Raw genomic sequence first — 26,800 nt, forward strand, 5'->3', positions numbered from 1 at the left:
GATCGTCGACGTGCCCTGGCGGGGCTGCCATGAAAATCCTGATAGTCGAAGATGAACTGAAGACGGCGGATTACCTGCGCAAGGGCCTGGGTGAGCAGGGCTGCGCGGTGGATGTCGCCCATAACGGCATCGACGGCCAGCACCTGGCGCTGGAGCACGATTACGACGTGATCGTGCTGGACGCGATGCTGCCGGGCATGGATGGCTTCGCGGTGCTGCGGTCGCTGCGCAGCGTGCGCCAGACGCCGGTCATCATGCTGACCGCGCGCGACGGCGTCGAGGACCGCATCCGCGGCCTGCACGATGGCGCCGACGACTACCTGGTCAAGCCGTTCTCGTTTCTGGAACTGCTGGCGCGGCTGCAGGCGCTGACCCGGCGCGGCCGCGCCCAGGAGCCGGTGCAGCTGCGCATCGGCGACCTGCAGATCGACCTGATCAGCCGCAAGGCCTGGCGCGCCGGCGTCCGGCTGGACCTGACCGCCAAGGAATTCGCGCTGCTGGCGGTGCTGGCGCGGCGCCAGGGCGAGATCCTGTCCAAGACGGCGATCGCCGAACTGGTCTGGGACATGAACTTCGACAGCAACGTCAACGTGGTCGAGGTGGCGATCAAGCGGCTGCGCGGCAAGGTCGACGCGCCGTTCGACCGCAGGCTGCTGCACACCATCCGCGGCATGGGCTACGTGCTGGAACTGCGCGACGACGAGCCGGCGGAATGAAATCCTCGCTCAAATCCCGGCTGGTGCTGATGTTCGCGGTGGCGGCGGCGGCCACCTTCGCGCTGACCGGGGTGGCGCTTTACGGGGTGCTGGACCGCCAGCTCGACCGCATCCAGCAGGACGCCTTGCGCACCACGGCGCACGAGGTCAGCTATTCGCTCACGCGCAGCGGCGATCCCGAGCGCTGGGGCCGTTTCAAGGCCAAGCTCGATACCCTGACGCCGGCCGACGGCAGCCTGCGGTTCTGGGTGCTGTCGGATGATCCGGCCTACGAGTACGGCAAGGGCCTGGCCGATGTCGACCGCCTCGAACGCCATCCGGACGGCTTCGGCACCATCGAACTGCCGGATCGCGCAAACGCCCTGCGGACCATTACCGTCACGGTCGACCCTTTCCAGCAGCGGCCGCGGGTGCGGCTGATCGTCGGCATGGATTCGGCGCCCTATGCGCATACGCTGCGCTACCTGTTGTGGGCCATGGCGGCCTTGTCCTTGACCGCCATCCTGCTGGTGGGGCTGCTGGGCTTCTGGGTGACGCGGCTGGGCCTGCGTCCGCTCAGCCGCTTGTCGGCCGAGGCCCGCGCGCTGCGCCCCAGCGCCTTGTCGCAACGGTTGAGCATGGCGGCGCTGCCGGTCGAGCTGGAGGACCTGGCCACCTCGTTCAACGGCGCGCTGGCGCGGCTGGAAGGCGCCTACAACCAGTTGGAAGCGTTCAACGCCGATGTCGCCCACGAGCTGCGCACGCCGCTCACCAACCTGATCGGCCAGACCCAGGTGGCGCTGTCGCGGCCACGCGGCTCGGGCGAGTTGCGCGAGGTGCTGCAGTCGAACCTCGAAGAACTGGACCGGCTGCGCGCCATGGTCAACGATATGCTGTTCCTGGCGCGCGCCGACCAGGGCGAGGCCGCCACCGGTCGCATCCATGCGGTGCTGGCCGACGAAGTCGCCAAGACCGTGGAGTTCTTCGAGTTCCTGCTGGACGAAGCCGGCATGCGCGTGCGGATCGAGGGCGAGCGCGACGCCGTTGCCCTGATCGACACCGCGTTGTTTCGTCGCGCGGTGACCAACCTGCTGCAGAACGCCATCCAGTATTCGTCGGCGGGCGCCGAGATCGTCGTGGCGATCCAGCGGCGCGATGGCGGGCTGGAAGTGGCGGTCAGCAACCCCGGCCCGCCGATCGGGCCCGAGCACCTGCCACACCTGTTCCAGCGCTTCTACCGGGTCGATGCGGCGCGTCGCGGAGATGGCGTGGAGCATAGCCATGGCCTGGGCCTGGCCATCGTCAAGGCGGTGGCCGCCATGCACGGCGGCACGGTGTCGGCGGCTAGCGGCGACGGCCTGACGCGCGTGGCGTTCAGCGTCGAGGGCTAACGCCGGGGCGCTCGGCCGCCTCGTGGCGGCGCCGGCGGCGCGGGCTCGAACAGGGCGGCCAGGTTCAACTGGCGGATCAGATCGCCGGTGGCCGTGGCCAGCCGGGTGGCGGGGCGGTGGCGGGCGCTGGCCAGCACCAGATTGTTGGTGATGCCGGGCGCGACGATTTCGCTGAGCGACAGCGCGTGTTCGGCCGCCGGCCCGCGCGCGGCCGAACGCGGCAGGATGGCGTAGGCGTCGCCCTGCGCCGCCAGTTCGACGATGGTCTGCACCGCATCGACCTCGGCCGCCACCTGCAGGCGCACGCCCTGGGCGCGGCAGATGCTCTCGACCAGGGTGCGGATGGCGTTGGGCAGGCTGGGCAGCACCAGCGGATAGGCGCCCAGCCCGGCCACCGCGACGCGTGCGGGCAGCGGCGGCTGATGGTTGGCCGCGGCCACCAGCACCAGGTTTTCCCGGAACAGCGATTCATAGCCCAGTTGCGGCGACGGCGCCGGGTCGTACAGCAGCGCCAGGTCGACGCGGCCGGCCAGCAGCCATTCGCGCATCTGCGCGCTCAGGCCTTCGGCCACGGCGATCGAGGCGTCGGGAAAGCGGCGGCGGAAAGCCTGCACCAGGGGCGGCGTGAGCACCCGCGCGATGCGTGGCGGCAAGCCCACCACGACTTTGCCCGTCGGCGTTTCGCGCAGGGTCTGCAGGTCCTGCTTGGCGCGGTCGGCCAGGGCCAGCAGGGCGCGGGCATGTTCCAGAAAGCGCAGGCCGGCTTCGGTCGGTTCAGCGCCGCGGCCGTTGCGGTAAAGCAGGTGCTGGCCCAGCTCCAGTTCCAGCAGGCGCACCTGGCGGCTCAGCGTCGGTTGGGCCACGTCGAGCATTTCGGCGGCGCGCGAGAAGCTGCGGCGCTCGGCGACGCGCACGAAATATTCGATCTGCTTGAGGTCCATGGCGACTTGATATTGATATTTTCTATATCTGAAATCAAAGATATAGCATTGTTCGGCAGGCCGCAATCCGCGAGGATGGCGTTTTCCCCGCTGGATCCCGCCGTGCCCGACTGCCGTCCTCCGCTTGCCACGCCTTCCCGTCCCCGCCACGCGCTGCCGGCCGGGGCCTGCGACACGCATTGCCACGTGTTCGGTCCGGCTGACCGGTTTCCCTATGCCGAAGGACGTTCCTACACGCCGCCCGACGCGCCCTACGCCAGGATGGCGGCGCTGCATGCGCACCTGGGCGTGCAGCGCGCGGTGGTGGTGCAGGCCAACTGCCACGGCGGCGACCATGCCGCGCTGCTCGACGCGCTGGCGCAGAGCCAGGGCCGCTACCGCGGCGTGGCGCTGCTGGGGGCGGACGCCACCGCCGCCAGCGTGCGGCAGCTGCATGACGGCGGCGTGCGCGGCGCGCGCTTCAATTTTGTGCCGCACCTGGGCGGCGCGCCCGATCCGGCCGTGTTCGACCACGTCATCGGGCTGATCGCGCCGTTGGGCTGGCACGTCTGCCTGCACCTGGACGGCGCCACGCTGCCCGAGCTGCTGCCGCGCCTGCGGGCGCTGCCGGTGCCGTTCGTGATCGACCACATGGGCCGCGTCAAGGCCGCCGACGGCTTGGACGCGCCGGCGTTCCGCGCGCTGCTGGACCTGGCGCGCGAGCCGCTCGCCTGGGTCAAGGTGTCGGGCATCGACCGCATCGCCTCGGGCAAGCGCCCCTTTGCCGAAGGCATCCCGTTCGTGCGCGCCCTGGTGGACGCGCTGCCCGAGCGTACGCTGTGGGGCACCGACTGGCCGCATCCGAACGTGGCGGGCGACATGCCCGACGACGGCGAACTGGCCGACGCTTTTTTCCTGGCCTGCCCGGACGCGGAAACGCGCCGGCAGGTCCTGGTGGACAACCCGGCGCGTCTCTACGGCTTCCCGTAGCCGCGCCATCGCCCGATTTCGGGCAACAAGAAAACACGATATCCCGAGGAGACAATCCATGTTCAAGAAATTCCTGTTCGCCGGCCTGCTCGGCCTGGCCAGCCTGGCGCCCGCGGCGCATGCCGATGGCCCGGTGCGCCTGATCATTGCCTTCCCGCCGGGCGGCCCGGTGGACCTGGTCGGCCGGGTGCTGGCCGAACAGCTGGGCAAGGAGCTCAAGCAGTCGGTCATCGTCGAGAACAAGGCCGGCGCCAACGGCAACATCGCCGCGGCTTACGTGGCCAAGGCCCCGGCCGATGGCTCGGTGCTGTTCCTGACCAGCGTCGGCGCGGTGTCCATCAGCCCGGCCCTGTACAAGGACCTGCCGTATGACCCGGTGCGCGATTTCGCGCCGGTGTCGCGCGTGGTCAACAACGCCACCGTGTTCGTGGTGAACCCGGCCAACCCGGCCACCGATGCGGCGGACTTCGTCAAGCGCTCGCAGGCGGCGGCGCAGTCCGTGGCGATCGGCTCGTCGGGCATCGGCAGCATCCCGCACCTGACGCTGGAAATGTTCGCCGACGCCAGCAAGGCCAAGGTGCTGCACGTGCCCTACAAGGGCGCCGCGCCGGTGATCAACGACGTGCTGGGCAACCAGGTGAACGGCTTCTTCGGCGACGTGCCTGGCCTGATCGGCCACATCCAGAGCGGCAAGCTCAAGGCGCTGGGCATCGCCGCGCCGACCCGTCATCCGCTGCTGCCGGACGTCAAGACGCTGGCCGAGCAGGGCATCGCCGGCGTCGAATCGAACAACTGGTATGGCATCGTCGCGCCCGCCGCCACGCCGCCGGCCACGGTCGAGAAATTGAACCAGGCCCTGCGCGCCGCGCTGGGCAACGAGGCGGTACGCGCCAAGCTCGAGAAGTTCGGCGCCCAGGCCGCGCCCAGCTCGCCGCAGGAACTGGCGGCGCTGATCGCCGCCGACCGCGAGAAGTGGGGTTCGCTGATTCAACGCAAGAACATCCGTCCGGAGTGAGCATGAGCGATTGCCGAGTCTCGCCGGTCGCGCCGGGCACGCGCCCGGCCCTGGCCGAAATGGAAGCGCGCATCGCGGCCGCGCGCGGCCGCATCTCGCCGCTGTACCAGGTGCTGCTGAACAGCCCCGCCGTGGTGCAGGGCTGGGAGGCGATGCTGACCGCGATCCGCCTGAACACGTCGCTGTCGCCGCGGGTGCGCGAACTGATCATCCTGCGCGTGGCGACCCTGAACAACGCGCCCTACGAGTTCGACGCGCACGTGCCGCACGCGCTGGCGGCGGGCATGCCGCAGGCCGTGGTCGACCAGCTGCGCGGCGGCCCGCAAGCGGACGCGGTGCAGGGGCTGGAGGCGGGCGAGGCCGACGTGCTGGCCCTGACCGACGCCATGACCCGCGATATCGAGGTGCCGGACGCGCTGTTCGCGCCGCTGCGTTCGCGCTACAACGATCAGGAACTGGTCGAACTGGCCGCGACGGTAGCCGCCTACAACATGGTGTCGCGCTTCCTGGTGGCGCTGCGCGTCGGGCACTGATAGGAGCTTTGCATGGACAAGACGGTATTGCTGGTGTCGCTGGGCGAGCGTTTCGACGCGGCGCGCGCGGCCGACATGGCGCAACGCCTGACCGAGGGCCTGGACGGCGTGCGGCTGCGCGCTTTCGCCGCGGTCGAAGAGGATGACACCTACGTGTACGTCGACGGCGACGCCGCCGCGCAGCCGGAAGTGCAGGCGCGACTGGCCGAGCTGTTCCCGGGGGCGCAGGCGCGCGTGCTGCACCTGACCCTGGACCTGGCCGGCGCTTCGGCCGGCTTGGATGCGCCCTGGCACTACATCGTCGAGACCGACGTGCTGCCCGAGGCCGAGGCGGACCTGAATGCCTGGTACGACCAGGAACACCTGCCGGGGCTGGCCTCGGTGCCCGGCACCGTGCGCGCGCAGCGCTATGAATGCCGCGACCAGGGGCCGCGCTACCTGGCCTGCTATGACCTGGAGACGCGCGAGACCTTCGGCAGCCCGCCGTGGCTGGCGGTGCGCGCCACCGACTGGAGCAGCCGGGTGCGGCCGTCGTTCCGCAACACGCGCCGCACCATGTTCCAGAAGATTCTTTGACACAGAAGAACGAGGAGACAACGATGAGCAAGCGATGGGCGAGGGTTGTGCTGTGGGGCGCGTTGAGCGCGGCCGGGCTGTCGCTGGCCGCGCAGGCCGCGCCGACGCCTGCCGCGGCAGCGGCGGCCGACAAGGTCGAGCGGGTCACGGTGCTGCCGGGCAACGGCGCCCGCATCGAAGTGCTGGTGCAGGGCCAGGGCCCGGCCCTGGTGCTGTTGCCGTCGCGCGGCCGTGGCCAGGAGGATTTCGACGACCTGGCGGCGCGGCTGGCGCAGGCCGGTTACCGCGTGCTGCGGCCCGAGCCGCGCGGCATCGGCGGCAGCAGCGGGCCGATGAAGGACATCACGTTGCATGACTTCGGCAACGACATGGCGGCGGTGATCCGCGATGTCGCCAAGCAGCCGGTGGTGATGATCGGGCACGCGTTCGGCAACTGGGTGGCGCGCACCACGGGCGTGGACCACCCCGACCTGGTGCGCGGCGTGGTGATCGTGGCGGCGGCGGCCAAGAAGTACCCTGCCGGCCTGAGCGAGCACGTCGACCGCAGCGCCGACCTGTCGCTGCCCGACGCCGAGCGCCTCAAGTCCATCCAGTACGCGTTCTTCGCACCGGGCCATGACGCCAGCGTCTGGCTCAACGGCTGGTACCCCGAGGTCAGCGAGAGCCAACGCCTGGCCGGCAAGGCCACGCGCCAGTCGGACTGGTGGTCGGGCGGCAGCAAGCCGCTGCTCGATCTGCAGGCGGGCGCCGACCTGTTCAAGCCGGAATCGACCCGCAACGAGATCCGCGACGAATTCGGCGAGCGCGTGTCGGTGGTGGTGATCCCGGGCGCCGGCCACGCGCTGGTGCCGGAAGCGCCGCAGGCGGTGGTCGACGCCATCGTGCGCTGGGAAAAGTCGCTCAAGCCCTGAATGCCGCGCCTGGCGCGGATACAAAAAAAGCAGCCCCACGGGGCTGCTTTTTTCATGGGCGAGCTGCTTACTTGAGCTGGCCCAGCAGCAGGAACTCCATCAGCGCCTTCTGCACGTGCAGGCGGTTCTCGGCTTCATCCCAGACCACGCTCTGCGGGCCGTCGATGACTTCGCCGGTAACTTCCTCGCCGCGATGGGCGGGCAGGCAGTGCATGAACACGGCCTGGGGATCGGCGGCGGCCATCATCTCGGCGTCCACGCACCAGTCGGCGAAGGCGGCGCGGCGCTCTTCGTTCTCGGCCTCGTAGCCCATGCTGGTCCAGACGTCGGTGGTGACCAGGTGCGCGCCCTGGCAGGCTTGCATCGGGTCCTTGAACTGGCGCAGCACCTTGTCGGACGGCGAACCGATGCGGGCGGCTTCGAGCTCGTAGCCGGCCGGGGTCGACACGTGCAGCGTGAAGCCCAGCATCTCGGCGGCCTGCAGCCAGGTGTAGGCCATGTTGTTGGCGTCGCCGACCCAGGCGACCGTCTTGCCGGCGATGGGGCCGCGGTGCTCGATGTAGGTGAAGATGTCCGCCAGGATCTGGCAGGGGTGGAATTCGTTGGTCAGGCCGTTGATCACGGGCACGCGCGAGTGCGAGGCGAAGCGCTCGATGCGGGTCTGCTCGAACGTGCGGATCATGACGATGTCGACCATGCGCGAGATGACGCGCGCGGTGTCCTCGATGGGCTCGGAGCGGCCCAGCTGGGAATCGTTGGAGGTCAGGTTGATGACCGAGCCGCCCATCTGGTACATGCCGGCCTCGAACGAGACGCGGGTACGGGTGCTGGCTTTTTCAAACACCATCGCCAGCGTGCGGTCGTGCAGCGGCATGTGGGGTTCGTAACGCTTGAATTTTTCCTTGATCAGCCGCGCGCGGTCCAGCACGTAGGCGATCTCGGCGGACGAGAAGTCCTTGAACTGCAGAAAGTGCCGCAACGGGCCGTTTTGAGTCGTGGGAGGAGTCATGGTGATGTCGCAGGTCATTGGGCCCGGACGGGCTCGTGGCCCGGGCGGGAGGTTGATTATGGATGTTCGGCCAGGAACTGTCGAATCAGCGGCGCCAGGGTGTCTACGATCCGGTCGGCTTCGGCGCGCGACAGGACCAGGGGCGGCAGCAGGCGGATGACGCGGTCGCGGGTGACGTTGATCAACAGGCCCGCTTCCAAAGCGCGCAGCGCCAGCACGCCACAGGGACGGGCCAGCTCGATGCCCAGCATCAGGCCGCGCCCGCGCACATCCGCCACGCCGGGCAGGCCAGCCAGTTCCTGCGCCAGCCGCGCCTTCAGGTGGCCGCCGACGCTGTGCGCGTTGTCCAGCAGGTTTTCCGATTCCAGCGCGTTCAGCACCGCCAGGCCGGCCGCGCAGACCAGCGGGCCGCCGCCGAAGGTGGTGCCGTGGCTGCCGGGGGTGAACACGCCCGCCGCGGGGCCGGCGGCCAGCATCGCGCCGATCGGCACGCCGCCGGCCAGGCCCTTGGCCAGGGTCATGACGTCCGGCACGATGTCGGCCCACTGGTGGGCGAACCATTTGCCGGTGCGGCCGATGCCCGACTGGACCTCGTCGATCATCAGCAGCCAGCCGCGCTCGGTGCACAGTTGTCGTACCTCTCGCAGGAAGGCGGCATCGGAGGGACGGATGCCGCCTTCGCCCTGCAGGGCTTCGAGCAGCACGGCGGCCACGCGCGGCTCGGCGTCGCCGGCGGCGCGGATCGCGGCGGCGTCGTTGTATGGCACCTGGATGAAGCCGGAGGGCAGGGGCTCGAAGCCCTTGCGCGCCTTGTCGCTACCGGTGGCCGCCAGCGTGGCCAGGGTGCGCCCGTGCCAGGACGAATCCATGGTGATGATGTGGGCGTGGCTGTTGCCGCGCTGGTAGGCGTAGTAGCGCGCCAGCTTGATGGCGGCCTCGTTGGCCTCGGAGCCGCTGTTGTTGAAGACCACGTCGCGCATGCCGGACAGCGCCGCCAGGCGCGCGGCCAGCTCGGCCTGCTGCGGGACTTCGTAGATATTGGAGGTGTGGATGACGCGCGCGGCCTGCTCGCTGATGGCCGCGACCAGCCGGGGATGGGCATGGCCCAGACAGGAGACGCCGATGCCCGCCAGCGCGTCCAGGTACTTGCGGCCCTGCGCGTCCCATAGCCAGACCCCCTGGCCGTGCGTGAACGAGACCGGCAGCCGGGCGTAGATATTGGCCAGAGGCGAGGTCATGACGGGTCCTCCTGGGCATTTTTCCCTGGGCGGAGCGCCTTTCGGGACAGGGCAAAGGATCAATCATATACAATTCGCGGCGCGGGGCGCATGTTTGATCACGCCGAAGATCCGGCCCAGTGAAGGGCGTCCCGTAGTGAAGAATCCATGGCAACTCGCGTCAGACAATTCGTAATTCATGGCGTTACCGAAAGCGGTAGCCGCTTTCGCCCCAGCGATTGGGCGGAACGGCTCGCCGGCGTAATGGCACAGTTCCGGCCCGCCGGCTGTGCGGGTAACCACCTCACCTATTCGCCCTACGTGCTTCCCGTCGTGATCGACGGCGTGCGCGGCATCGTGGTCGACCAGCGCTTGCGCGATCTCGAACCGCTGGCGTACAAGTTCGTGGTGGATTTCGCCCGCGACAACCACCTCAAGACGGAAGAACGCGAAATCTAGGCTTGCCGAAACCACAAAGCGCCCGAACCGGGCGCTTTTCCATTTCAGGCTTGCCACGCCAGGCCACGCCCCCTTCGCCGGGGGCGGGCCGTCTCCTACCCGCGCGCCGCGCCCGCCCGCGGGCCGCCGCGCCGCGGTCCCCCTAGGTGCCGTAGCGGTCGAGGATCTTGCGGATGTCGCGCACGCCCGCGCCGTCCGGACTGAGCAGCGCGCGCGCCGTGACCGACTCCAGGTGATGTCCCAGCAGGTGCAGCACGTGCTTTTCGTCGCGCGCGCGCAGGCCGGCGACGATTTCGCGGTGCTCGCTTACCGCGCATTCGCTCGAATGCGGCCGGCCGTAAAGCGCCAGGATCAACGAGCAGCGCGACACGATCTCATTGACGTAGCGGGCGTAGACCGCATTGCCCGACAGTTCCGCCATCAGGATGTGGAATTCGCCGGACAGGCGGATCGACTCGTTGACGCTGTTGCGCGCGCGCGCGGCTTCTTCCTGCGCCACGTGCTGTTCCAGCCGCGCCAAGCCGGCCTCGGTGACGTGCTGCACCAGCCGGCGCGCCACGTCGCGTTCGAGGCAGCGGCGCGCCTCGAAGATGTCGTGGGCTTCTTCCAGGCTGGGGCGCGCCACCGCCGCGCCGCGATTGGGGCGCAGGTCGACCAGGCCCTCGCTGAACAGGCGCGTCAGCACGCCGCGCACGATGGTGCGGCTGACGCCGAAACGCTCGCCGATGACGTCCTCGGGCAATTTGTCGCCCGGCAGCAAGGCCTGCTCGATGATCGCCTGCCGCAAGTTTTTGTATACGATTTCCGTGCGGTTTACGTCTTTCCGGGCGGGCTCCGCCGCGTCGGGAATGGGGGCCGTCATCTGGTGTGGATCTCCGATGCGTGCGCGTTCCGGTGCGGGGAATCTGCCGGCGGAATCGCGCCGGTGCGCACTTTTCTAGGTGCGAAACAGCATACACCATCGGCCGCTAAGGGTTAGCGATAGCTTGAAGCGTCGGACCGATGGCGTACATTGTCGCCATAAATCGTATACAAAGATTTATACAAAATTCAGGAAGCTGTGGGTTTTGTATGAATGGCTTTGTATACAAACCATCAGGGGTTTGATTCATGTCCGCAGCACCCGCCGTCCTTTCCGACCGCCTGGCCGTCACGCCCAGCCGCCTGCTGGTGATCAATGGCAACACCACCGCCGACCTGACCGCCAGCCTCGCCGAGCAGGCGCGCGCCTTTTTTGGCGACGCAGCCCGGGTGCATGCCGTGACGGTGCCGTTCGGGCCCGCCTATATCGCCAGCCGGGCGCAGGCCGCGGTGTCGGCCCACGCCGTCTGCGAAACCGCCGAGCGCGAGGCCACCCAGGCCGAGGCCGCCGGCGAGCCATTCGACGCCTGCCTGCTGGCCTGTTTCGGCGAACCCGGCATCGGCGCGGTGCGCGAGCGCCTGCGCATGCCGGTGGCCGGCATGGCCGAGGCCGCCATCCTCACCGCCCTGCAGCGCGGCGACCGCTACGCCATCGTGACGGTGGGGCGGCTGTGGCCGGGCATGCTGCGCGAGCAGATCCGCCAGCTCGGGCTGGAGTCGCGCTGCGCCGGCCTGCTGGCGCTGCCGGGCAATGCGCTCGATTACGTCACGCGCTCGCCCGCGACCATCGCCGCCGTGGGCCAGGCGCTGGACGACGCGGTCGCCCAGGGCGCCGACGTGGTCATCGTGGCCGGCGCCGCGCTGGCGGGTTTCCTGCCCAGCCTGCCGCGCCTGCCCGCCGTGCCCGTGATCGATTCCTATCGCGCCGCCCTGTCGCAGGTGCTGGCGCTGGCCACGCTCGAGCGCGCCCAGCGCCAGACCGCCGGCCACTGATTACCGCCGCCGGCCGTCCGCGCCGGCCTCCAGACGTATTCCATACCCACCTCCAAGGGAGCATTGCCATCATGAAGACGCTGCTGAAGTGGACCGCCGGGGCCGTGATCGCGCTATCGGCCATCACCGGGGCATCCGCCGCCAACACCCTGAAGTGGGGCGCCGCCCGCGACCTCGACTCGCTCGATCCGTATTCCTACGGCAGCACCTTCAACCTGGCGTTCCTGAACCACGTGTACGAAGCGCTAATCCGCTACGACGACAAGTTCAACATCACGCCGGCGCTGGCCGAGTCGTGGGAGTCGCCGTCGCCGACGGTGCTGCGCTTTCACCTGCGCCGCGGCGTCAAGTTCCACAACGGCGCGCCGTTCTCGGCCGACGACGTGGTGGCGTCCATGACCCGGGTGTCCGACGACGCCTCGCCGCTCAAGGGCAACCTGCCGGCCTTCAAGGCGGTGCGCAAGGTGGATGACTACACGGTCGACATCGAGATGACGCATCCGTACCCGCTGATGCTCAACGACCTGACCAACATCTTCATCTTCAACCGCCAGTGGCTGGTGGACAACAACAGCCTGAAGCCGACCGACGCGGCCAAGAAGATCGAGGGCTACGCCACCCACAACGCCAACGGCACCGGCCCCTTCAAGGTCGAGTCGTACCGGCCCGACACCCGCACCGTGCTGGTGGTGAATCCGGACTGGTGGGACAAGCCGCGCCACAACCTGGACCGCATCGAGTTCACGCCGATCGCCTCGGCGCCGACGCGGGTGGCGGCGCTGCTGTCGGGCGACATCAACTTCACCGAGAACGCGCCGCTGCAGGACCTGGACCGCCTGCGCGCCGCGCCCAACGTCAAGGTGCTGGCCGCGACCGAGCTGCGCACGCTGTATTTCGGCTTCAACCTGGGCGACAAGCTGGTCGGCTCCAACATCACCGACAAGAACCCGCTCAAGGACCTGCGCGTGCGCCAGGCGCTGTACATGGCGCTGTCGCCCGAGCTTCTGCGAAAGCGCGTGATGCGCGGGCTGTCGCGCACCACCGGCGCGCTGGTGGCGCCGTCGATCCCGGGCTATGACGCCCGGCAGGAGGAACGCCTGCCATTCGATGCCGCCCGCGCCAAGAAGCTGCTGGCCGAGGCCGGCTACCCCGACGGCTTCACGTTGTCGCTGCTGTGCTCGAACGACATGTTCGTCAACGAAGAGGAACTGTGCCAGGCCGCCGCCTCGATGTGGGCGCGCATCGGCGTGAAGGCTTCGCTGGCCAGCGGTCCGCGTTCGCTGCAGAACCCCAAGCGCTCGCGTGGCGAGTTCGACATCACCATCCACGGTTGGGCCAACGAGCCGCAGATCGACGCGCTGTCGATCCTGCTGCAGGTGATGCACAGCCGCACCGGCCCGGCCGGGGTCTTCAACTGGGGGCAGTGGGGCGATCCGGCGCTGGACGCGCGCATCGATGCCGCCGCCGCCGAGATGGACCGCCCCAAGCGCGTGCAGATGATGAGCGACATCCTGCAGACCCTGCACGACGACGTGCGCTTCCTGCCGCTGCACCAGCAGCCCATGGCCTGGGCGGTGGGCGCCAACGTCGGTGACGTGCTGCAGATGCCCGACAACAAGGCGCGGCTGTGGACGGTGCGCATGAAGTGATGGGCGAGGCGCCGCGTCCTGCATCGGCCGCGGCGCTCCTGGCTTGGAATGTCGAGATGCCCCCCAAGGGGCTGACAGGAGGCGCACATGCTGGCGTTCATAGTTAGGCGGGTCTGCAATGCGGTCGGCGTGATGCTGGCCGTGGCGTTGCTGGCCTTCGTGATTTTCCGTTTCGTCGGCGACCCGGTCGACATGATGCTCAACGAGCAGGCCTCGCAGACGCAGCGCGACGAGCTGCGCGAGCGGCTGGGCCTGAACGCCTCGGTCGGCATGCAGTTCGTGCACTTCGTCGCCAACGCGGCGCGCGGCGAGTTCGGCATTTCCTACCGCAACCAGCAGGATGTGTTCGCGCTGGTGGCCGAGCGCTTCCCGGCGACGTTCGAGCTGGTGATGATGGCGACGCTGCTGTCATTGGTGATCGGGGTGCCGCTGGGCGTGCTGACCGCCATCTACCGCAAGTCGCGCCTGGCGCAGGCGCTGCAGTTCGTCTCGATCCTGGGAATTTCGCTGCCCAGCTTCGTGGTCGGCATCATGCTGATCCTGGTGTTCTCGGTGCAGTTGGGCTGGCTGCCCGGTTTCGGGCGCGGCGACACGGTGCGCATCGGCGGCTGGACCACCGGCCTGCTGACGCCCTCGGGCCGCGCCGCGCTGGTGCTGCCGTCGATCACGCTGGCGCTGTTTCAGATCACGCTGATCATGCGGCTGGTGCGGGCCGAGATGCTGGAGACGCTGCGCACCGAGTTCATCAAATTCGCCCGCGCCCGCGGCCTGCCGGACCGGGTGGTGCATTTCCGGCTGGCGCTGCGCAATTGCCTGATGCCGGTCATCACCGTGACCGGCATGCAGATCGGCAACCTGATCGCCTTCGCGCTCATCACGGAAACCGTGTTCCAGTGGCCCGGCATGGGCCTGCTGTTCATCCAATCGGTCATGTTCGTGGACATTCCCGTCATGGCCGCCTATCTGGTGATCGTGTCCTTCATCTTCGTGGCGCTGAACACGCTGGTGGACATGATGTACGGCGTGGTCGACCCGCGCCTGCGCAGCCAGCACGTCAAGGGAGGCGTCAATGCTCACTAAACCGATGTCGAACGCGGGCCGCGGCCGGTTGGCGCGCTTCTTCCAGGGCGACCTGTGGTGGAGCCTGCGGCAGGATCCGGTGGCGATGGGGGCGGGCGTGGTGCTGATCGCCGTGGTGCTGCTGGCGCTGTTCGCGCCCTGGATCGCGCCGCAGAACCCCTACGACCTGGCGCAGCTCGACCTGCTCAACGCCGAGCTGCCGCCGCGCTGGATCGCGGGCGGCGAGGCCCAGTTCCTGCTGGGCACCGACACCCAGGGGCGCGATGTCTGGTCGGCGATCCTGTATGGCTCGCGCATGTCGCTGGTGATCGGGCTGGCCACGGTGGTGCTGTCGCTGGCGATCGGTCTGCTGGTGGGGCTGGCGGCCGGCTATTTCGGCGGCTGGATCGACAATGCGCTGATGCGCCTGGGCGACACGCTGCTGAGCATTCCCACCATCCTGGTGGCGATCCTGGTGACGGCGGTGTTCCGGCAACTGCTGCCGCCGGGCCTGCGCGAGACGCTATCGGCGGTGATCCTGATCCTGGCGATCTCGATGACCAACTGGGTGCAGTACGCCCGCACCGTGCGCGCCTCGGCGCTGGTCGAGCGCGGCAAGGAATACGTGCAGGCGGCGCGGCTGATCCGGGTCAGCCCGCTGCGCATCATGCTGACCCACATCCTGCCGAACACGCTGACGCCGGTGATGGTGACCGCGACCCTGAATCTGGGCCTGGCGATCCTGATCGAGGCCACCCTGAGCTTCCTGGGCGTGGGCATGCCGCCGACCGAGCCGTCGCTGGGTACCCTGATCCGGCTGGGCAACCAGTTCCTGTTCTCGGGGCAGTGGTGGGTGGTGGTGTTTCCCGCGCTGTACCTGAGCCTGGTGGTGCTGGTGGTGAACCTGCTGGGCGACTGGCTGCGCGATGCCCTCAATCCCCGCCTGCGCTGAGCGCGGCAAGAACACGGAGACAAGAGAACCATGGACAACGCAACCCTGTATACCCACGTGCGGCCGGCGGGTGGCGAAGCCACCTCGGTGCTGGTGCGCGACGGCCGCTTCGCGGCCATGGACGGCGCGGTGCCGGATAGCGTGCCGCGCATCGATGGCGGCGGCGCGCTGCTGCTGCCTGGCCTGATCGACGCCCACGCGCACCTGGACAAGACCCTGTACGGCATGCCCTGGTACCGCAACGAGGTGGGCCCGCGCCTGATCGACAAGATCGAGAACGAGCGCGCCGAGAAGCGCCGCCTGGGCATCGATCCCTATCGCCAGTCGGCGCGGCAACTGGTGATGTCGGTGGCCGACGGCACCAGTCACGTCCGCAGCCACGTCGACGTGGATACCGACATCGGCGTGGCGGCGATCGAGGGCGTGATGCGCGCCCGCGACCAGTACCGCGACCAGATCGACGTGCAGATCGTGGCCTTTCCGCAGAGCGGGCTGCTGATCCGCCCGGGCACGCTGGAACTGATGGAGCAGGCCCTGCGGATGGGGGCGGACGTGGTAGGCGGGCTGGATCCGGCCGGCATGGACCGCGACCCCAAGGGCCATCTGGACGCGATCTTCGCGCTGGCCGACAAGCACGGCAAGCCGATCGACATCCACCTGCACGAGGCGGGCGAGCTGGGCGCGTTCTCGATGCAGATGACCATCGACCGGGTGCTGGCGCTGGGCATGCAGGGCAAGGTGACGCTGTCGCATTCGTTCTGCCTGGGCATGCCCGACGCGCAGGCGGTACAGGGGCTGGTGGACGGGCTGGTGGAGGCGGGCGTGCATATCATGACGACCGGCTCGGCCTCGCGTCCGGTGCCCAATGTGGCGCGGCTGCACGCGGCCGGGGTCACCGTCTGTACCGGCAACGACGGCATGCGCGACACCTGGGGCCCCTACGGCAAGCCCGACATGCTGGAACGCACCATGCTGGTGGGCCTGCGCAACAACTTCCGCCGCGACGACGAACTGGCGCTGGCGCTACACGTGGCGACCTATGGCAATGCGCGCGTCATGGACCTGGCGGACTACGGCCTGGCGCCGGGCTGCCACGCCGACTTCGTGCTGGTGGACGCCGAGACGGTGGCCGAGGCGATCGTCTCGCGCCCGGTGCGCAAGCTGGTCGTTAAGCGCGGCCGGGTGGTGGCGCGCGATGGCCGCGCGCTGGTGGAGGCGCCGTGATGGCCGCTCGCGACGACGCCACGCTGCTGACCGCGCGCTGGGTGGTCGGCCACGAAAACGGCCGCCACTGCCTCTACGAGAATGGCGAGGTGGTGTTCCAGGGCGACCGCATCGTCTATGCCGGCCCGCGCTATCCGGGCCCGGTGGCGCGGCGCCACGACTACGGCCGCGCCCTGATCGGCCCGGGCTTCGTCGACCTGGATGCGCTGTCGGACCTGGACACGACCATCCTGGGTTTCGACAACTCGCCGGCCTGGCGCAAGGGCCGCATCTGGCCCGACACGTATATGCAGCGCGGTCCCTACGAGATGTATACGCCGGACGAGCTGGCGTTCCAGAAGCGCTACGCCTTTGCCCAGTTGATCCGCAACGGCATCACCACCGCGCTGCCGATCGCCTCGCTGTTCTACCGCGTGTGGGGCGAGACCCGCGAGGAATTCCTGTCGGCGGCGCGCACCGCCGGCGAACTGGGGCTGCGCGTCTACCTGGGGCCGGCCTATCGCAGCGGCCACACTTATGTGGACGGGGAAGGGCGCATCCGCTGCCACTACGACGCGGCGCGCGGCATGGCCGGACTGAAACAGGCGGTGGCGTTCGCCGACGAGGTCGAGGGCCTGTACGACGGCCGCGTGCGCGCCATGCTTTCGCCGGACCGCATCGAGACCTGCACGCCCGAGCTGCTGCGCGCCTCGGCCGCCGCGGCGCGCGAACGCGCCATCCCGATCCGCCTGCATTGCTGCCAGTCGCGCCTGGAATACGACCTGGTGCTGGCGCAGCACGGCATGAGCCCGCCGGAATGGCTGCGCAGCCTGGGCTTTCTGTCCGAGCGCGCGCTGCTGCCGCACGGCACCTATGTGTCCGGCTCGCGCCAGATCAAGCGGCCGGGGCAGGACCTGGAGATCATCCGCGACGGCGGCGCCACGGTGGTGCACTGTCCGCTGGTGTCGGCGCGCCACGGCGCCACGCTGGAATCGTTCGCCCGCTATCGCAAGCTGGGCGTGAAGATCGGCATGGGCACCGACACCTGGCCGCCGGACATGGTGCTGAACATGCAGGTCGGCATGATGCTGTGCCGGGTGATGGACCAATCCACCGAGGCGGCGCGCTCGGAGGACTATTACGACGCCGCCACGCTGGGCGGGGCCGACGCGCTGGGCCGCGCCGACCTGGGACGGCTGGCGGCGGGCGCCAAGGCTGACATCGTGGTGTTCGATTTTTCCCACGACCGCAACGGCCAGCTGATCGATCCGATCCAGACGCTTATGGTCGGCGGCAGCGGCCGCGACGTGTCGCAGGTGGTGATCGACGGCCGCTTCGTCATGGTCGATGGCCGCATTCCCGGCTTCGATGCCCGGCTGGCGCAGGACCAGGCGCAAGCGCAGTTCGACCGGCTGGTGGCGCGCTACCCTGACCGCACCTTGGGCCATCCGCCGGTCGACGAGATCTTTTCCTCCAGCTACCCGAGATTTCCCAGGAGCCCGTCATGACGACCGTTCCGAATCCCGCCGCGCCCACCCTGTCGGTGCGCGGCCTGTCGGTGGAGTTTCCTTCCCGCCACGGCCTCCTGGTGGCCACGCGCGATATCAGTTTCGACATCCAGCCGGGCGAGATCCTGGGCATGGTGGGCGAGTCCGGCGCCGGCAAGTCGCTGACCGGCATGGCCGTGATCGGCCTGCTGGAACCGCCGGGCCGCCTGGGCGGCGGCGAGATCCACCTGGCCGGCCGCCGCATCGATAACCTGCCGGCCCGCGCGCGTCAGCAACTGCGCGGCAAGGAGATCGGCGCGATCTTCCAGGATCCGCTGACGAGCCTGCACCCGCTGTTCACCGTAGGGGACCAACTGGTCGAGACCATCCGCCACCACGACAGGGTGTCGGCCGCCGCGGCCCGCCAGCGGGCGCTCGAACTGCTGCTGGCGGTCGGCATTCCGGCGGCGGACCGTCGCATCGACCACTATCCGCACCAGTTCTCCGGCGGCATGCGCCAGCGGGTGGTGATCGCGCTGGCGCTGGCGGCGCGGCCGCGGCTGATCATCGCCGACGAGCCGACCACCGCGCTGGACGTGTCGGTGCAGGCGCAGATCACCGCGCTGCTGCGCCGGCTGTGCCGCGAGCAGGGCACCTCGGTGCTGCTGGTGACGCACGACATGGGCGTGATCGCCGAGACCGCCGACCGGGTGGCGGTGATGTACGCCGGCCGCATCGTCGAGATCGGCCCGGTGCTGGAGGTGCTGCGGCGTCCCGGCCATCCGTATACGCAGGGCCTGATGAACGCGATTCCCGGCCTGCGCCAGCGCGCCGCGCGCCTGAACCAGATCGACGGCGCCATGCCGCGCCTGCACGCGATGCCGGACGGCTGCGCGTTCCATCCGCGCTGCGCCATGGCCGGTCCGCGCTGCGGCATGGACCGCCCGGCGCTGGCGTCCACCCCGTCGGGCGCGACCCTCAGCGCCTGCTGGCTGCACCAAGGAGGCGTTGCCCATGCCGCATGACGATGACATCCTGTTGCGGGCCGATGACCTGGCCTGCTGGTTCGACGTTTCGCCGCCCTGGCTCGAACGCGCCTTGTCGCGCCAGCCGCCGCAGACGCTCAAGGCGGTCGACGGCGTGTCGCTGGCGGTGCCGCGCGGCACCACGCTGAGCATTGTCGGCGAGTCCGGCTGCGGCAAGTCGACGCTGGCCAAGCTGCTGGTGGGCCTGGTGGCGCCGACCCGCGGCACGCTGCGTTATGGTCGCAGCCGCACGGGCGGCGCGCTGCATCCGCAGATGATCTTCCAGGACCCGTACGCCAGCCTGAATCCGCGCTGGCGGGTGGGCGCGATCGTGGCCGAGCCTATCGTCACGCTGGGCCTGCGCGCCACGCCGGCGGACACGCGGCGCCGGGTGGAGGAGCTGCTGACCCTGGTGGGCCTGTCGCCGAACGACGCGTCGCGCTATCCGCACGAGTTTTCGGGCGGCCAGCGCCAGCGCATTTCGATCGCGCGGGCGCTGGCGACGCAGGCCGAATTCCTGGTGTGCGACGAGCCGACCTCGGCGCTGGATGTGTCGGTGCAGGCGCAGATCCTGAACCTGATGGGCGATCTGCAGAAGGAGTTCGGCCTGACGTATGTGTTCATCAGCCACAATCTGTCGGTGGTGCGCCACGTGTCGGACCGGGTGGCGGTGATGTACCTGGGCCGGATCGTGGAGCAGGCGCCGGCGGACGAGTTGTTCGATGCGCCGGAACATCCGTACACAAGAATGCTGCTGGACACGATTCCAGATCTGGACGATCCCAGGCGCGACCGCGAGCCGATGGGCGGCGAGGTGCCGAACCCGATTCAACCGCCAAGCGGATGCACGTTTCATCCAAGATGCCCGAGCGCTAGGGCGGCGTGTCGGGAGAGGGCGCCTGAGGTGGCGGTTGTGGGCGGGCGTGAGGTGCGGTGTCATGCCGTGGAGTGGGCGGTTCTGCAGACTGTTTGATTGCCTTTTCTCTTGTTGGGACTTGAGGGCGCGGGAGTGTTCTTCGTAGGTCGCCCCTCGGGCGGGCGGACCCGATGGCGGGCGCCCACGATTGCGGTCCGGAGCGTTCGCTCCGGACTTCCCCTGCCTCATCCTCGTTGCCGCCTGCCGGCGGCTGCCTTCGGATTCCGTCGGGCGCATCGAGGTTGCCCGCCATCGGGTCCGCCCGCCCGAGGGGCTACGCGTATCTAGGCTTGTCGCGCTGCTAGACCTGTATGCAGGGAATGGAACCTGCGTGGCTGCCCATCGCGGCCGCGCGGGCGGCCACGCTGGGCGTCTGTGCATTTGAAAGTGACCCGGGTGCGCTGCGCGCTGGCGGCGAGCGGTTTTCTAATGGCCCCGCACGTCAGGGGGAGGGGCGGTGGTGGTCGGCGCGGCATGCGCCATGTTGCGCGTGACGATCCCCTCGCGCCGACCACAAACAGGCGTGATGCGGGCGGCGTTTCATTGGCGCACGATTGCGAAGAGTCCCCGTGGCTGGGCTATCAGCACGTGCTCATATCCATGCCGCGGCTGCTCCACACAGCCCCTTTCCCCTACGCGATAGCGTCATCATCCCGACGCAAGACCCCGCGTAAGCCCCAAAAGGCCGCCCGCGCGGCCGGCCTGGGGCGGGCCCCGCAAATCTCTCTCCCCGCACCTCGATGTAGCAGCGCCCCATGTCTGGATGCCGGTAGCCTGTTGCGGCGGGGTGGGCCGGGTGGGGCGCCGTCGATGCGCCCGACGGAATCCGAAGGCAGTCGCCGCAGGCGACTACAAGGATGAGGATGGGGGGGGACCGCCTAGGCAAGTCCGGAGCGAACGCTCCGGACCGCAATCGTTGGCGCCCCACCCGGCCCACCCCGCCGCAACAGGCGGCCTACGAAGCCACCACCGCAATCAAAAAAACTACTTCGAATAAACCAAATCCCGTAGTCCCAATGACAACCCCGGCCAATAAGTAATCACCATCAGACAAACAATCACCACCCCCACAAACGGAATCAAGGGCTTGATCAACCGCTCCAGCGGCAGCTTCGCCACCGCGCAGGCCGCGAACAGATTCACCCCGAACGGCGGCGTGATCATGCCCAGGGCCAGGTTGACCACCATGATGATGCCGAAGTGCACCGGGTCCAGCCCGAACTTCAGCGCCACCGGCAGCAGCAGCGGGGCCAGCACCACGATCGAGGCCGAGGTCTCGATGAACATGCCGATCACGAACAGCGCCAGGTTCACGCCCATCAGGAACGAGAACTGGGTGTCGAACAGCTGCGCCAGCCACACGCCCAGCGCATCGGGGATGCCGGCGCGGTTCAGCAGGAAGCTGAAGACGCCGGCGTTGGCGATCACGAACATGATCACGGCGGTCGACACCACCGACTTGTGCAGCGTGTCCGACAACTGCTTGAAGCTCAGGCGGCGGTAGATGAACTTGCCCACCACCACCGCGTACATCACCGCCACCACCGAGGCCTCGGTCGGGGTGAAGACGCCGCCGTAGATGCCGCCCAGGATGATCACCGGCATCATCAGCGCCAGCCAGGCGCGCTTGAAGGCCGGCCACAGCGGCAGGCGGCCCTCGCCGTCGCGCTTGCCCAGGTTGTTGCGCTTGGCGTAGAACCAGACGTAGAACATCAGCGCCAGGCCGATCAGGATGCCGGGCATGACGCCGGCGATGAACAGCTCGCCGGTGGAGGTGTCGGTGGACACCGCGAACAGGATCATCGGGATCGACGGCGGGATGATCACGCCCAGCTCGGCCGCGCTGGCCTGCAATGACGCGGCGAAGGGGGCGGGGTAGCCGTGGCGGATCATGGCCGGGATCAGGATGGCGCCCACCGCGAAGGTGGTGGCGACGCTGGAGCCGGCCACGGCGGCGAAGATCATGCAGGTCAGCACGCAGGTGCAGGCCAGGCCGCCCTGGATGCCGCCGACCACGCTCTTGGCGAACTCCACCATGCGTTCGGAGATGCCGCCGGCTTCCATCAGGTTGCCGGCCAGGATGAAGAACGGGATCGCGACCAGCGGGTACTTGTCCAGCGCGGCATAAAGCTGCTGGGCCACCACCAGCCAGGGCAGGTTGGCGGCGCCGACCCCCGCCAGGCTGGCCAGCCCGATCGACACGGCGACCGGCACGGACAGCCCGAAGAAAATCAGCATCGAGACAATCATTAATTGGGACATGGCGATATCGGCTGCTTGGATTCGGGACCGGGGCTCAACCCTGCGCGTCGTTGCGCACGGGCGTGTTGTCTTCCTCGCCGGCGCACCAGCGCGCCAGCACGGCGATGGCGGCGAGCGTCGCGCCCACCGGGATCGCCAGGTAGATCCAGGAGATCGAGATGTCCAGGCTGGGCACGTTCTGGAAACGCACGCGGTAGGTCATCTGGCCGCCGATCCAGGCGATGAAGCCGAGAAAGCCGGCGCAGACCAGGCCGATGACGGCCTCCAGCACGCGGCGGCGCATGCCGCCCAGCAGGTTGCGCAGCAGTTCGACGCTGATCATTGCGCCATGACGGAAGGCCAGGGCCACGCCCAGCAGCACCGTCCAGATCAGCAGGGCGCGGGTCAGCACCTCGCTCCAGTCGGCGGGCGAATGCAGCACGAAGCGGGCGATGACCTGGTAGAAGGCGGCGGCCGCGGCGGCCACCAGCAGGAGTTGGGCAATGACCGACACCAGTTTGAACAGGACGCGGTCGAAGGCGCAGAGCAGACGCATGAGGATTTCCAGGAGCGGATGACAGGGCGCGCGGCGGCAGGGGGCGGGCGGAAACCGCTTCCGTCCGCCGTCCGCGGCCGCGCCGGCCCCTGCGCTTACTTGGTGTCGCGGATCGACTCGATCAGCTTCTTGTCGAACTTCTTGTAGTACTCGGGGTAGGCCGGCTCGACGGCGGCGGCGAAGGCGGCGCGGTCGACTTCCGTGACCTGCATGCCTTCCTTCTTGAGCTGCTCGACGCCGGTCTTCTCGATGTTGTCGACGTAGGCGCGCATGGCCTGGGCCGATTCCTTGCCGGCCTTGTCAAACTTGGCCTTGTCGTCGGCCGACAGGCCGTCATAGACGTTGGCCGACATCAGCACCAGCGCCGGGCCGTAGACGTGGCCGGTCAGCGACAGGTATTTCTGCATCTGCGACAGCTTGGCCGAGGTGATCACCGACAGCGGGTTTTCCTGGCCGTCGATGGTGCCCTGCTGCAGGGCGGTGGCCACTTCCGGCCAGGCCATCGGGGTCGGCAGGATGCCGATCTGGCGGAAGGCGGTGATGTGGATCGGGTTTTCCGTGGTGCGGATCTTCAGGCCCTTGGCGTCGGCCGGCGTCTTGACCGGGCGCACGTTGTTGGTCAGGTGGCGAAAGCCCTGTTCGCCCCAGGCCAGCGCGATGATGCCGCGGCTGGGGAACTTTGCCAGCATATCCTGTCCGATCTTGCTGTCGAGCACGTTGCGCGCATGTGGCAGGTCGCGCAGCAGGAAGGGGATGTCGAAGACGCCGGTCTCGGGCACGAAGTTCAGGGTGGCGCCGGTCGAGACGATCGCCAGGTCGATGGTGCCGATCTGCAGGCCCTCGATCACCTCGCGTTCGCCGCCCAGCGCGCTGTTGGCGAATTGCTGTACCTTGTACTTGCCGTTGCTGGACGCCTCGATCGACTTGGCCAGGGCGTCGGCCCCGGCGCCATAGTGCGACGACGTGGACAGGGCATAGGCCATCTTCAGGGGAGTCTGGGCCGAGGCGGCCAGGGGCGCGGCGACCGCGCAGGCGGCCAGGATCGTGGCCGCGAGCCAGGATTTACGCATTGTCTTCTCCAGGGATTCGGTATTTTTTTGCAGTGGGTATGCGGCGCCGCAAGGCGCTTCGCGCATGATAGCGGGATTCGGCCCCCATTCCGGCCGTTGGTTAACATTGGCAGATGATGGATTTCCCTGATGTCTCACGGGCCAGGCGCCCCGGCTTTTGGACCACCCTGGCGCTGGGCGCCCGCATGATGATGCGCGACGCCCGCGCCGGCGAGCTGCGGCTGCTGGTGCTGGCCCTGGTGGTGGCGGTGGCCGCCGTCACCAGCGTCGGCTTTCTGGCCGACCGGGTCAGCCGGGCGCTGGAGCGCGACGCCGGGCAGATGCTGGGCGCAGACCTGGTGCTGGACGCGGACGAACCGGTGCCGGCGGCCTTCCTCGATCAGGCCCGCGAGCGCGGCCTGTCCGTCTCCAATACCTGGCAGTTCCCGTCCATGGTCAGCGCCGGCGACGGCGCCCAGTTGGCGGCCCTGAAGGCGGTCGAGCCGGGCTATCCGCTGCGCGGCGCCCTGCGGGTGACGGACGCGCCGTTCAATCCCGACGGCCCCACCCGCGACATTCCGCCCGAGGGCGCGGTCTGGGTGGACGGCCAACTGCTGTCGCTGCTGGGCCTGAAGGTCGGCGACACCCTCAACGTGGGCGACGCCCACCTGCGCATCGACCGGGTCATCACCTATGAACCTGACCGCGGCATGCAGTTCGTCAACGTCGCGCCGCGGGTGATGCTGCGCGCCAGCGACCTGCCGGCCACCGGGCTGATCGCGCCCGGCAGCCGCATCGGCTACGCCCTGCTGGTGGCGGGCCAGCCGGACGCGGTGGCCGGCTACTCGGCCTGGCTGGGGCAGAACCTCAAGCGCGGCCAGAAGGTCGCCACGCTGGAATCGGGCCGGCCCGAGGTGCGCCGCACCCTGGACCGGGCGCAGCGCTTCCTGTCGCTGGTGGCGCTGCTGGCGGTGCTGATCTCGGCCGTGGCGGTGGCGCTGGCGGCGGGCCGTTACATGACGCGCCACCGCGACGGCATCGCCGTGATGCGCTGCCTGGGGGCGGTGCAGTCGCAGGTCTCGCGCATGCTGACCCTGGAATTCGCGCTGGTCGGCCTGTTCGCTTCGGCGGCGGGCTGCCTCCTGGGCTATGCGGTGCACCAGGTGCTGGTGATGCTGCTGGGCACGCTGATCGACACGACCCTGCCCGCGCCCTCGGCCATTCCGGCCCTGCAGGGCCTGCTGACCGGCCTCCTGCTGTTGCTGGGCTTTGCCCTGCCGGCCCTGGCGCAGTTGCGCCACGTGCCGCCGGCGCGGGTGCTGCGGCGCGACGCCGACGTCATCAGCGCCCGCAGCGCGGTCGGCTACGGCGTCGGCGCGGTCGGCTTCGCGCTGCTGATCTGGTGGTTCGCCGGCGACGCCAAGCTGGGCGGCGTGGTGGCGGGCGGGTTCCTGGGGGCGTTCGCGCTGTTCGCGCTGGTGGCCTGGCTCTGCATCCTGGGCCTGGCGCGCCTGCGCGGCCTGGCCGCCGGCCTGCCGGCGCTGCGGTTCGCGCTGGCCGGCGTGGTGCGCCGGCGCGCCGCCACCATCACCCAGGTGTGCGCGCTGGCGGTGGGCCTGATGGCCCTGCTGCTGCTGGCCATGACCCGCACCGACCTGATCCAGGGCTGGCAGCGCACGCTGCCGCCGGACGCGCCCAACCGCTTCCTCATCAATGTGCAGCCCGACCAGCGCCAGGCCGTGACCGACGCGCTGACCCGCGAAGGGCTGGGCCAGATCGTGCTGTCGCCGATGGTGCGGGGCCGCCTGATCGCCGTCAACGGCAAGCCGGTGGGACCGGACGACTACGAGGAACCGCGCGCCAAGCGCCTGGTGGACCGCGAATTCAACCTGTCCTACGGCGAGCAGATGCCGTCGTCCAACCGCATCGAGCAGGGCCGCTGGCTCAAGCCGGGCTCGGCCGAGGTGTCGCTGGAGTCGGGCCTGGCCAAGACCCTGGGCATCAAGCTGGGCGACAAGATGACCTTCGACGTGGCCGGCCAGCAGTTCGAGGTGGCCGTCTCCAGCACCCGGCGGGTGGATTGGGATACGATGCGAGTCAATTTTTTCGCCATCCTCACGCCCGAGACCCTGGCCGACATGCCGCAAAGCTGGATCACGTCCTTCTACCTGCCGCCGGAAAAGGCCCAGGTGCTGCCCGCGCTGGTGCGGCAGTTCCCGAACCTGACGGTGTTCGACGTGGGCGCCATCCTGCAACAGCTGCAGTCGGTGCTCAATGAGGTCGGCCGCGCGGTGCAGCTGCTGTTCCTGTTCACGCTGGCGGCCGGCGTGCTGGTGCTGTCGGCCGCCCTGACCGCCACCCGCGACGAACGCATGCGCGAAGCCGCGGTGCTGCGCGCGCTGGGCGCCACCCGGCGCCAGTTGGCGCGTTCGCAGCGCATCGAGCTGTGGGCCGTGGGCGGCCTGGCCGGCCTGTTGGCGGCGGCCGGCGCCAGCGCGATCGCTTGGGTTTTATCAACCCAGGTGTTCGATTTCACGATTACCCTCAGCCTCTGGCCCTGGCTGGTGGGGGTCGGCGCGGGTATGCTCGGCGCCTGGGCCGGTGGCGCGCTGGCGCTGCGCGGCGTGCTGCGCACCCCGCCGCTGGTCACCCTGAGAGAAACCTGATGACGACTTCCGTCCAAACCCCTGCCGAACCCGTGGAAACCTCCCGCAGCATTTTCGATCTCCTGGGCGGCGAGCCCGGCGTGCGCGCCCTGGTCGACCGTTTCTATGACCTGATGGACATGGAGCCGGACCTGAAGGAACTGCGCGCCGCGCATGGCCCCAGCCTGGACCAGGCCCGCGACAAGCTGTTCTGGTTCCTGTGCGGCTATTTCGGCGGCCCGGACCACTATATAGAGCGCTTCGGCCATCCGCGCCTGCGGGCGCGGCACCTGCCGTTCTCGATCGGCGAGATCGAGCGCGACCAATGGGTGGCCTGCATGGGCCGCGCCATGGAGGACGAGGGCATCGACCCCGCCCTGGTCGAGCGCCTGCTGCAATCGTTCTTCGGCGTGGCCGACTGGATGCGCAACCGTGAAGGCTGAGCGGG

General features: G+C 69.1%; 25 protein-coding genes. 18 read left to right on the forward strand and 7 right to left on the reverse strand.

The window, feature by feature from the left end:
- Positions 1-29: 29 nt before the first annotated feature.
- Together AruCF_RS06210 and AruCF_RS06215 are read left to right on the forward strand one after the other, a co-directional pair.
- A complete protein-coding gene (locus tag AruCF_RS06210; RefSeq protein ID WP_049072592.1) occupies positions 30-716 on the forward strand; it encodes a heavy metal response regulator transcription factor in 687 nt (228 codons plus the stop codon).
- The gene (locus tag AruCF_RS06215) at positions 713-2,086 is read left to right on the forward strand and encodes a heavy metal sensor histidine kinase (protein ID WP_049072593.1); all 1,374 of its coding nucleotides are present in this window, start codon (positions 713-715) and stop codon (positions 2,084-2,086) included. Before AruCF_RS06210 ends, AruCF_RS06215 begins: the two co-directional genes overlap by 4 nt.
- On the opposite strand, the gene AruCF_RS06220 is transcribed toward AruCF_RS06215, so the two are convergent.
- Complete coding sequence (locus AruCF_RS06220) at positions 2,083-3,027, reverse strand: LysR substrate-binding domain-containing protein (RefSeq protein ID WP_049072595.1); 945 nt, start codon at positions 3,025-3,027, stop codon at positions 2,083-2,085. The genes AruCF_RS06215 and AruCF_RS06220 overlap by 4 nt on opposite strands.
- Before the next feature lie 102 nt (positions 3,028-3,129).
- Between AruCF_RS06220 and AruCF_RS06225 the strand changes: the two genes are divergently transcribed.
- From AruCF_RS06225 to AruCF_RS06245, 5 genes are read left to right on the forward strand one after another with little or no spacing between them, the layout of a single operon-like run.
- Positions 3,130-3,996 carry an amidohydrolase family protein gene (locus AruCF_RS06225; RefSeq protein ID WP_174655165.1) on the forward strand — a complete coding sequence of 289 codons (867 nt, stop codon included), beginning with the start codon at positions 3,130-3,132 and terminating at the stop codon, positions 3,994-3,996.
- A 58-nt stretch (positions 3,997-4,054) separates the two neighbouring features.
- Positions 4,055-5,011, forward strand: a complete 957-nt coding sequence (locus AruCF_RS06230) for a Bug family tripartite tricarboxylate transporter substrate binding protein (RefSeq protein ID WP_049072596.1) — start codon at positions 4,055-4,057, stop codon at positions 5,009-5,011.
- Between the two features lie 2 nt (positions 5,012-5,013).
- Positions 5,014-5,544 carry a carboxymuconolactone decarboxylase family protein gene (locus AruCF_RS06235; RefSeq protein WP_049072597.1) on the forward strand — a complete coding sequence of 177 codons (531 nt, stop codon included), beginning with the start codon at positions 5,014-5,016 and terminating at the stop codon, positions 5,542-5,544.
- A gap of 12 nt (positions 5,545-5,556) precedes the next feature.
- Positions 5,557-6,120: a DUF4286 family protein gene (locus tag AruCF_RS06240; RefSeq protein ID WP_049072598.1), complete on the forward strand. Its 564-nt coding sequence runs from the start codon at positions 5,557-5,559 to the stop codon at positions 6,118-6,120.
- Between the two features lie 23 nt (positions 6,121-6,143).
- A complete protein-coding gene (locus AruCF_RS06245) occupies positions 6,144-7,031 on the forward strand; it encodes an alpha/beta fold hydrolase (protein ID WP_080977354.1) in 888 nt (295 codons plus the stop codon).
- 67 nt (positions 7,032-7,098) lie between these two features.
- Here AruCF_RS06245 and argF read toward each other — a convergent pair whose 3' ends face one another.
- Together argF and AruCF_RS06255 are read right to left on the reverse strand one after the other, a co-directional pair.
- The gene (argF, locus tag AruCF_RS06250) at positions 7,099-8,040 is read right to left on the reverse strand and encodes an ornithine carbamoyltransferase (RefSeq protein ID WP_026382721.1); all 942 of its coding nucleotides are present in this window, start codon (positions 8,038-8,040) and stop codon (positions 7,099-7,101) included.
- Positions 8,041-8,096: 56 nt separating this feature from the next.
- Entirely contained in the window at positions 8,097-9,278 is a 1,182-nt protein-coding gene (locus AruCF_RS06255) for an aspartate aminotransferase family protein (protein WP_049072599.1), read from the reverse strand.
- 147 nt (positions 9,279-9,425) lie between these two features.
- Between AruCF_RS06255 and AruCF_RS06260 the strand changes: the two genes are divergently transcribed.
- The gene (locus AruCF_RS06260; protein ID WP_006388526.1) at positions 9,426-9,716 is read left to right on the forward strand and encodes a DUF3579 domain-containing protein; all 291 of its coding nucleotides are present in this window, start codon (positions 9,426-9,428) and stop codon (positions 9,714-9,716) included.
- A gap of 142 nt (positions 9,717-9,858) precedes the next feature.
- Here AruCF_RS06260 and AruCF_RS06265 read toward each other — a convergent pair whose 3' ends face one another.
- Positions 9,859-10,503: a GntR family transcriptional regulator gene (locus AruCF_RS06265; protein WP_231133078.1), complete on the reverse strand. Its 645-nt coding sequence runs from the start codon at positions 10,501-10,503 to the stop codon at positions 9,859-9,861.
- 323 nt (positions 10,504-10,826) lie between these two features.
- On the opposite strand from AruCF_RS06265, the gene AruCF_RS06270 reads away from it, so the two are divergent.
- The 8 genes from AruCF_RS06270 (at position 10,827) to AruCF_RS06305 (ending at position 19,918) form a co-directional block, all read left to right on the forward strand.
- Positions 10,827-11,570 carry an aspartate/glutamate racemase family protein gene (locus AruCF_RS06270; protein WP_049072603.1) on the forward strand — a complete coding sequence of 248 codons (744 nt, stop codon included), beginning with the start codon at positions 10,827-10,829 and terminating at the stop codon, positions 11,568-11,570.
- Positions 11,571-11,641: 71 nt separating this feature from the next.
- On the forward strand, positions 11,642-13,219 hold the full coding sequence (locus tag AruCF_RS06275; protein ID WP_049072605.1) for an ABC transporter substrate-binding protein: 1,578 nt from the start codon (positions 11,642-11,644) through the stop codon (positions 13,217-13,219).
- Positions 13,220-13,306: 87 nt separating this feature from the next.
- Positions 13,307-14,299: an ABC transporter permease gene (locus AruCF_RS06280; RefSeq protein WP_049072607.1), complete on the forward strand. Its 993-nt coding sequence runs from the start codon at positions 13,307-13,309 to the stop codon at positions 14,297-14,299.
- A complete protein-coding gene (locus tag AruCF_RS06285; RefSeq protein WP_049072608.1) occupies positions 14,289-15,230 on the forward strand; it encodes an ABC transporter permease in 942 nt (313 codons plus the stop codon). Before AruCF_RS06280 ends, AruCF_RS06285 begins: the two co-directional genes overlap by 11 nt.
- 30 nt (positions 15,231-15,260) lie before the next feature.
- Positions 15,261-16,454 (forward strand): amidohydrolase family protein, encoded by a 1,194-nt coding sequence (locus tag AruCF_RS06290; RefSeq protein ID WP_049072610.1) that lies wholly within the window; start codon positions 15,261-15,263, stop codon positions 16,452-16,454.
- Positions 16,454-17,941, forward strand: a complete 1,488-nt coding sequence (locus tag AruCF_RS06295) for an amidohydrolase family protein (protein WP_049072611.1) — start codon at positions 16,454-16,456, stop codon at positions 17,939-17,941. Before AruCF_RS06290 ends, AruCF_RS06295 begins: the two co-directional genes overlap by 1 nt.
- Positions 17,938-18,945, forward strand: a complete 1,008-nt coding sequence (locus AruCF_RS06300; RefSeq protein ID WP_049072612.1) for an ABC transporter ATP-binding protein — start codon at positions 17,938-17,940, stop codon at positions 18,943-18,945. Before AruCF_RS06295 ends, AruCF_RS06300 begins: the two co-directional genes overlap by 4 nt.
- Positions 18,935-19,918: an ABC transporter ATP-binding protein gene (locus tag AruCF_RS06305; RefSeq protein ID WP_049072614.1), complete on the forward strand. Its 984-nt coding sequence runs from the start codon at positions 18,935-18,937 to the stop codon at positions 19,916-19,918. Before AruCF_RS06300 ends, AruCF_RS06305 begins: the two co-directional genes overlap by 11 nt.
- Positions 19,919-20,845: 927 nt before the next feature.
- Here the strand turns inward: AruCF_RS06305 and AruCF_RS06310 are convergent.
- The 3 genes from AruCF_RS06310 to AruCF_RS06320 form a co-directional block, all read right to left on the reverse strand.
- On the reverse strand, positions 20,846-22,123 hold the full coding sequence (locus tag AruCF_RS06310; RefSeq protein ID WP_049072616.1) for a TRAP transporter large permease: 1,278 nt from the start codon (positions 22,121-22,123) through the stop codon (positions 20,846-20,848).
- 34 nt (positions 22,124-22,157) lie between these two features.
- Positions 22,158-22,658: a TRAP transporter small permease gene (locus tag AruCF_RS06315; RefSeq protein WP_049072620.1), complete on the reverse strand. Its 501-nt coding sequence runs from the start codon at positions 22,656-22,658 to the stop codon at positions 22,158-22,160.
- 95 nt (positions 22,659-22,753) lie between these two features.
- On the reverse strand, positions 22,754-23,728 hold the full coding sequence (locus AruCF_RS06320) for a TRAP transporter substrate-binding protein (protein ID WP_049072622.1): 975 nt from the start codon (positions 23,726-23,728) through the stop codon (positions 22,754-22,756).
- Positions 23,729-23,841: 113 nt separating this feature from the next.
- Here AruCF_RS06320 and AruCF_RS06325 point away from each other — a divergent pair, with 113 nt between their 5' ends.
- Both AruCF_RS06325 and AruCF_RS06330 read left to right on the forward strand, forming a co-directional pair.
- A complete protein-coding gene (locus AruCF_RS06325) occupies positions 23,842-26,373 on the forward strand; it encodes an ABC transporter permease (RefSeq protein WP_049072623.1) in 2,532 nt (843 codons plus the stop codon).
- Positions 26,373-26,795: a group II truncated hemoglobin gene (locus AruCF_RS06330; RefSeq protein ID WP_080977355.1), complete on the forward strand. Its 423-nt coding sequence runs from the start codon at positions 26,373-26,375 to the stop codon at positions 26,793-26,795. The genes AruCF_RS06325 and AruCF_RS06330 overlap by 1 nt, the downstream gene beginning before the upstream one ends.
- Positions 26,796-26,800 lie beyond the last annotated feature (5 nt).

Source organism: Achromobacter ruhlandii (assembly GCF_002082135.1).
Classification (GTDB): Bacteria; Pseudomonadota; Gammaproteobacteria; order Burkholderiales; family Burkholderiaceae_B; genus Achromobacter; species Achromobacter ruhlandii.